Source organism: Intestinimonas sp. MSJ-38 (assembly GCF_018917925.1).
Classification (GTDB): Bacteria; Bacillota; Clostridia; order Oscillospirales; family Butyricicoccaceae; genus Pseudobutyricicoccus.
On record NZ_JAHLPO010000075.1, the window covers coordinates 1 to 785 of the forward strand.

Consider the following 785-nt stretch of genomic DNA (forward strand, 5'->3'; position numbering starts at 1 on the left):
GAACGGCTGCGGCTGTTCCACGATTTCTTCCGGCCCAAGGAGCAGGAATTTTCCTTTGACCTGAAGGACTACATCCGCAAAGGCCATGACTTCAAAGACGCTGTTGCCCCGGAGTGCATCGAGTTTAAGAAAGATCGGTTTGAGCTGGGAGACCAGGTGGGCCGGGTACTCTTTCTTCGGGAGTATGCCAACTTTATCAAAGACGATCTGATTTCTCAGCTGGCCGATCTGCCGAAAAACATGGTGCTGTCTCTGGATCTCATTCCGGAACCCACAGACAAAGCCATAAAGGAAGTGCAGAAGAAGATCATGGCGGTGGAGACCGATATTTCTCGCTGGCAGACCAGGCAGAACATGAACAACCAATTTTCTGCCAATATTCCCTATGAGCTGGAACAGGCCCGGTCGGTGACCAAGGAAATAATGGATGATATCACCGTTCGGGATCAGCACATGATCCATGGGCTGCTTACGATCACTCATTTGGCTGACACGGAAGAAGAATTGGATGAGGATACCGAAACCATCCGTTCGGTGGCCGGGTCCCATGGCAACTGCCAGATCGGCATTCTGAAATGGCAGCAGGAGGATGGGCTGAATACCTGTCTGCCCTATGGCCTGCGGCGGATTGATGTGATGCGCACCCTGACCACAGAATCAGTGGCGGTGATGACGCCTTTCCGCAGCCAGGAGATCCGGCACAAAGGCGGAGTCTACTACGGTGTCAATGCCGTGTCTCATAATCTGATCCTTTGCAATCGGGAAGAGCTGCTCAATGGAAACGG

At 52.6% G+C, this 785-nt stretch carries 1 pseudogene; it reads left to right on the plus strand.

Annotated elements, in window-relative coordinates:
- Nucleotides 1-785 (plus strand): annotated as a pseudogene (locus tag KQI26_RS15130) (VirB4-like conjugal transfer ATPase); the annotation flags it as partial.